Below are 5,674 nucleotides of genomic sequence, written 5' to 3'. Positions count from 1 at the left end.
AGACGCGCCACCTTTGCCGGCGGACATCCCGGACGAGCTGCGCGACGCCGTCGCGGCGGCGCTGCTCCCGGCGGCCGGCGAACCGACGCTGCCGGCCCGCCTGGTCGAGGAAGCCCTGCTGCAGGCGGCCGTGGACCTGCGCTACGAGGGCTACATCGCCAAGCAGGACAAGCTGTTGGCCCGCCAGGATCACCTGGGCAACCTCGAGTTGCCCGAAGACCTGCCCTACGCGGGGATGACGACCCTGAGCAAGGAGTCCCGCGAGAAGCTGGCGCGCCTGCGCCCCGCCAACCTGGGCCAGGCCTCCCGGATCGACGGCGTGCGCGCCTCCGACCTGGCCGTGCTGTCGGTCCTGGCCCGGCGGTGGCGGGACGAGAAGGAGGCGTCGTCGTGAGCTGCCCTGAGCTTTCCCTCGCCGCGCGGGCCGCGCTGGCGCACCATGGCGCTGAAGTCTTGCGCTGGAACGCCCAGTTCAGCCTCATTTCCCGGGTTGCTCCCGAGCAACGGCTCCTCGCCCTCCAGCAGGAGTGCGACGCGGCCTTCCGGGCCCTGCACGACGCTTGGGCGGGGTTCCGGTCGGGTCATCCCGGAGCTGCCAGCCCCGCAGGAGCCGCCAGCCCCGCAAGAGCCGCCATCCCCTTGCGCTACATCGACCTGGGGTCCGGCGGCGGCTTCCCGGGGCTCATCTGGCAGGCCTGGCTCCAGGATGTCGGCCTTCCCGGCATGGCGCCCGTTGGGACCCTGCTCGTCGAGCCCCGCGACAAGCGCGCCTGGCTCCTCGAGCAGGTTGCGCGCGCCGCCGGCTGGCAGGTCGAGGTTCGTCGGGCCCATTGGGGCCGCCGCCAGCCCCCGCCGCCCCGCCCCTTGCCGCCGGCCCATGACCTGATCACCCTGAAGGCCCTGCGCCTCACCGATGACGAGGTCCTGTCCGGGTGGCGCCGTGAGCGCCCCGGTGGCGGGAGTCCGGTCACCATCTGCCGCTTCTGTTCTGCTGAGGACGGCGCCCCGGCGGATGGGGCCGAAGCGGGATTGGGCCTGCCGGCCGCGGCGGCACCGGGCACGCCGGGGGCGCCGTTCAGCTGCCGCCTTCCCTTCAGCCACCCCGCGGGTCTCGACGCGCTCCTCATCTCGCACTACCCCGCTACCCAGGACCGGCCCCTGCAACGCCCTGGCGGCGCCTGATCCTGGTCTCCGTGTTCCACGTGGAACAAGGCCCCAGCCAGGGAGCCAGGCCCGGTTGTTCCACGTGGAACAGGCCGCCAGCAGGCGACGCCCAAATCTTATCAACAAGTTTTTACTCATGGCTGTGGATAACCCAGAGAATCGTCTGGACGTGCTCACCGAACAAGGAATATCTTCCTGATCGCACCCTCGTCCCACACCCGATCAACGCCGAGGAAGGGCCTCATGGGCAGGATCATCGCCATCTCCAATCAGAAGGGCGGCGTCGGCAAGACGACGACGGCCGTCAACCTCAGCGCCAGCCTGGGCGCCGCCGAAAAGCGGACGCTGCTGCTGGATCTCGACCCCCAGGGGAACGCGACAAGTGGTTGTGGCATCGTCGAATACGACCTGACCAGCTACGAGCTGCTGCTGGGCAACGCCGCCCTGGCGGACTGCGCCCGCACCACCGCGATCCCCTACCTCGACGTGGTCCCGGCGGACCGCCGGCTCGCCGGCGCGGAGATCGAACTGGTGCCGCAGGTCAGCCGGGAGCGCTTCCTGGACAACGCCCTGGAGGCCGCGACCGAGCGCTACGACTACGTCATCATCGACACGCCGCCGAGCCTGGGCTTGCTCACGCTGAACGCCCTGACCGCGTCCGACGCCATCCTTATCCCCATCCAGTGTGAATACTACGCGCTCGAGGGTTTGAGCCAGTTGCTCAGCACTGTACAACTTGTGCAAAAGAGCCTCAACCCCGGCCTACGCATCGAAGGCGTGCTGTTGACGATGTACGACCGGCGCCTGAAGCTCTCCAACCAGGTGGCCGACGAGGCCATCGACTATTTCGGCGAGACGGTGTACCGGACCAGGATCCCGCGCAACGTCCGGCTGAGCGAGGCGCCGTCCTTCGGCAAGCCGATCCTGCTCTACGACGTCGAATGCCAGGGGTCCCAGAGCTACATGGACCTGGCGTCTGAGCTGATCGCCAGGAACGAGAAGCCGGCAGCCGCGACCGCGGCGAGCCTGACGAGCCGCGAGGAGGCGTCATGAACCCCAGGCAGGACCGTGTGCTCGGCCGGGGCCTGTCGGCCCTGATCTCGGGGGCCGACCGCGCCGGCGGCAGCATCGGGGCGGGGCTGGGCGATCGGGAGGCGCGCCTGATCCCGCTCGCCGCGATCGGGCTGAACCCCGACCAGCCGCGTAAGTTATTTAACGACAATACTTTACAAGAATTGTCCGATTCGGTGCGGCAGGTCGGCGTCCTGCAGCCCGTCCTGGTGAGGCGCCTGAAGGCCGGCGAGGCGGCCCCGCTGCACCTCGCGACCCGCCTGGATCCGGAAGCCGGTCCGGGGGCCGCCGCCGCCAGGCTGGAGTACTGCTTGGTCGCCGGCGAACGCCGCCTGCGCGCGGCGAGCATGGCCGGCATCGCGGAGATCCCGGCCATCGTCTGTTCTTACGAAGAGACCGAGGCCCTCAAAGTCGCCCTGCTCGAGAACATCCAGCGCGAGGACCTCAACCCCGTCGAAGAAGCTGCGGCCTTCCAGCAACTGCTCGACGGCTACGGCGCGACCCAGGAGGAGCTCGCCGTCATGCTGGGCAAGAGCCGCAGCGGGGTGGCCAACACGCTGCGCCTGCTCGCGCTCGACCAGGAGATCCTGGACATGGTGCGCGACGACCAGCTCAGCCGCGGCCACGCGAAGGTGCTGCTGGGCGTCGTGGATCCCGCCGCGCGGCTGCGGCTGGCGCGGCTCTGCCGCACCCGCGGCCTCTCGGTGCGCGAGTGCGAGGCCCGCGTGCGCGCGCTGCTGACCTCCGACGCCGGCGGCAAGGCGCCGCGCGCCCGCGCCAAGCGCGGCGCCGGCGGCGAGAGCCGCGAGATCCGCGCGCTGCGCGAGCGGGCGGAGGCCGCCCTCGGTTCGCCCGTGCAGATCGAGCGCGGCGCCGACGCGAAGGGGGAGCTGTCCATCCGCTTCTTCTCGGACGACGATCTGCTGCGGATCCTCGCGGTCCTCGGCGTGGACACGGACCTGTCGTGAACGGCGCGCGGCCGTGAAGGCGGCGAACCTGCCGGGCTACTCCCGGCTGGCAGGCTTCGTGCGGCGCCGTCGCCCCGACCCACTGCTGGCCCTGCTGCTCGCGGTGTCGGCGGTGCTGCTGGTGTTCGTCGTGGCGGGCCTCTCGCGCCTGGTCGCGCACGTGCGCGGCGGCGGCGCCTTCCCCGCGGACGCCGACGCGACCGGCCCGCTGGGCCTGTGGTCGCAGGCCTGGGCCGTGGCCTCGATGGTCCTGTTCGTGGCCGTCGGCTGGGGGATCTGGGTCGTCGGGCGCCGCCGCCAGCTCGATCAGCTGCGACTGCGCCGCTCCGAGCGGCGCTACCGCGACATCATCAACCACGCCGGCGAGGCGATCTTCCTGCTCGACGACCAGGGCCGCGTCCTGGAGTGGAACAAGGCGGCCGAGGGCCTGTTCGCGGCGCCGCGCCGCAACGTGCTGCACCGCCCGTTCCGCGACATCCACCTTTGCTGCGCCGTGGAGATCGACCGCGCCATGGTCGACGCCGGCCGGCTCAACCGCAGCATGACCTACGAGTTCCCCCTGCGCCGGCGCGGCCAGCAGGAGTCCGGGCAGATCTCGCTGACCGTCTCGCCGGTGGCCGCGGGGCCCGGCGCGAGGCGCGGCGCGGACGAGGACGGCGGCCACTTCGTGGTGATCGCCCGCGACATCACGTCGCAGAAGCACCTCGAGGAGCGCATGAGCGAGACCGAGAAGCTCGCCGGCATCGGGCAGTTCGCCGCGGGCATCGCCCACCAGCTCAACACGCCGCTCGGCTCGATCCTCCTGTCGGCGCAGATGCTGGAGGAGAACGCCGCCAACCCCGACGACGTCGAGGACATCCAGCGCATCATCCGCCAGACCGGGCAGTGCCGCACCATCATCAAGGGCCTGCTGAACTTCGCGAGGCCGTCGGGCAGCCTGCGCACGCGCCTTTCTCTGACTGAGGTCGCGCGCGAGACCATCTTCCTGATGGACAAGACCATCCGCACGCAGAACGTCGAGGTCGTGCTGGCGGACCGCGACCCGGGCGAGATCTACGGCAACCGCAACGAGATCGAGCAGGTGGTCTTCAACCTGCTGGCCAACGCGCTGGACGCGCTGCCGGGCGGGGGCGCGGTGACGATCACCATCGCCGGCGGCGGCCGCGACGAGGTGAGCCTGCTGTTCGAGGACAGCGGCCCCGGCATCCCGGCCGAGTCCCGCGACAGCGTGTTCCTGCCCTTCTTCACGACCAAGGAATACGGCAAGGGCACCGGCCTGGGCCTGTCGATCGTGGCGCGCATCGTCCACGAGCACGGCGGGCACATCGACCTGCTGGAGGGCGCCGGCGCCCGGTTCCACATGGTGTTCCCGCCCTGGCGCCCCGGCGTGGGCGGGGCGGACGGGGAGGCGTCGGCGACCGGCCCCGACGGTCCCGCCGGCCCGGAGCCGGGATCGTCGTGACGGCCACACAGTCGTGACGGCCGCACATCGGGGTTGAATTCCCCCGCGGTTCGGGTAACCTACGCGCGGCGGCGGTCTTCGGCGAACGCCGCCGCCGGTCACCGGTCGAGGAGGACGTGGACATGCTGGGCAAAGAATCGGACACGCACGAGAACGTCGGCGGCCAGACCTCGGTGCTGGCCCAGGGTTGCCGTTTCGAGGGCAAGGTGCACGCCGTCGGCACGCTGCGCGTCGAGGGCGAGTTCCGGGGTGAGATCGAGACCCCCGAGATGCTGGTGATCGGCAAGACCGGCGCCGTCCAGGCCAACGTGCGGGTCAAGAACGCAGTCATTGCCGGGCAGCTCTTCGGCAACATCATCGCCGACAACAAGATCGAGCTGCAGAGCGGTTCCCACGTCGAGGGCGACATCAAGACCAAGCGCCTGGTCATCGACGAGGGCGTCTTCTTCGAGGGCAACTGCAGCATGGGCGGCCCAAAGCAGGTCCCGGGCGGACCCGCGGCGACCCCGCGGCCGCAGCAGCCGGGCGCCCCCGCGCCCCAGAAGTGACGTCCGATCCCGCGGAACGCTGTTAATGGTGAAAATGACTCCGATATCCGGTTGACAAGCCGCGCGGCCGGTAACTCATTGTGGGCGCCGTCGCGCAGGGGGGCCGTGTTGAGACGCCGCCCGACCCAACAGGAGCGCGGCCGCCAGCTGCGGGACTTGGGGACCTACACCACGATCCCGTTGATGCTGATCGTGGGGCCGGCCCTGGGCTACTTTTTGGGCACGCTGGCCGCGGGCCGCTGGGGCCGCACGCCGCTCTTCGAAGCTTGCGGCGCGATGCTGGGCCTCGCGGCGTCGGCCCGGCAGATCTGGTTGCTGTTGTCACGGAAGTGAACACGCGCGCGAGCGCAGCGGGGATGGCTTGGACACGACGTCGATCCTGGCCCGGACCCGCCGGTGGACCCTGGCGGCGGCCGCCGCCGGCACCGCGGTGATGTTCCTCGCGGCGACGCCGCGGGCCG

Annotated in this window: 7 protein-coding genes; all 7 read left to right on the top strand. The window is 70.8% G+C overall.

The window, feature by feature from the left end; genetic code table 11:
* Positions 1 to 394: hypothetical protein (locus tag Q7W29_06055; protein ID MDO9171377.1), on the top strand; the 394-nt coding region annotated here is incomplete at its 5' end.
* A complete protein-coding gene (locus tag Q7W29_06050) occupies positions 391 to 1,182 on the top strand; it encodes a hypothetical protein (GenBank protein MDO9171376.1) in 792 nt (263 codons plus the stop codon). The genes Q7W29_06055 and Q7W29_06050, both read left to right, overlap by 4 nt.
* 225 nt (positions 1,183 to 1,407) lie before the next feature.
* A complete protein-coding gene (locus tag Q7W29_06045; protein MDO9171375.1) occupies positions 1,408 to 2,217 on the top strand; it encodes an AAA family ATPase in 810 nt (269 codons plus the stop codon).
* On the top strand, positions 2,214 to 3,203 hold the full coding sequence (locus Q7W29_06040) for a ParB/RepB/Spo0J family partition protein (protein ID MDO9171374.1): 990 nt from the start codon (positions 2,214 to 2,216) through the stop codon (positions 3,201 to 3,203). Before Q7W29_06045 ends, Q7W29_06040 begins: the two co-directional genes overlap by 4 nt.
* A 13-nt stretch (positions 3,204 to 3,216) precedes the next feature.
* The gene (locus Q7W29_06035; protein MDO9171373.1) at positions 3,217 to 4,665 is read left to right on the top strand and encodes an ATP-binding protein; all 1,449 of its coding nucleotides are present in this window, start codon (positions 3,217 to 3,219) and stop codon (positions 4,663 to 4,665) included.
* 122 nt (positions 4,666 to 4,787) lie between these two features.
* Positions 4,788 to 5,213, top strand: coding sequence for a polymer-forming cytoskeletal protein (locus Q7W29_06030; GenBank protein MDO9171372.1), 426 nt, complete (start codon positions 4,788 to 4,790; stop codon positions 5,211 to 5,213).
* Between the two features lie 108 nt (positions 5,214 to 5,321).
* A complete protein-coding gene (locus Q7W29_06025; protein MDO9171371.1) occupies positions 5,322 to 5,546 on the top strand; it encodes an AtpZ/AtpI family protein in 225 nt (74 codons plus the stop codon).
* Positions 5,547 to 5,674 lie beyond the last annotated feature (128 nt).

The organism is bacterium (genome assembly GCA_030654305.1).
Taxonomy (GTDB): domain Bacteria; phylum Krumholzibacteriota; class Krumholzibacteriia; order LZORAL124-64-63; family LZORAL124-64-63; genus PNOJ01.
This window is presented reverse-complemented; position numbering and strand designations above follow the sequence as displayed.

What these genes read in the sequence shown, in the direction of transcription:
- Q7W29_06045 (MDO9171375.1), top strand. Translation starts at nt 1,408, where the DNA reads ATGGGCAGGATCATCGCCATCTCCAATCAGAAGGGCGGCGTCGGCAAG.
- Q7W29_06040 (MDO9171374.1), top strand. Translation starts at nt 2,214, where the DNA reads ATGAACCCCAGGCAGGACCGTGTGCTCGGCCGGGGCCTGTCGGCCCTG.
- Q7W29_06030 (MDO9171372.1), top strand. Translation starts at nt 4,788, where the DNA reads ATGCTGGGCAAAGAATCGGACACGCACGAGAACGTCGGCGGCCAGACC.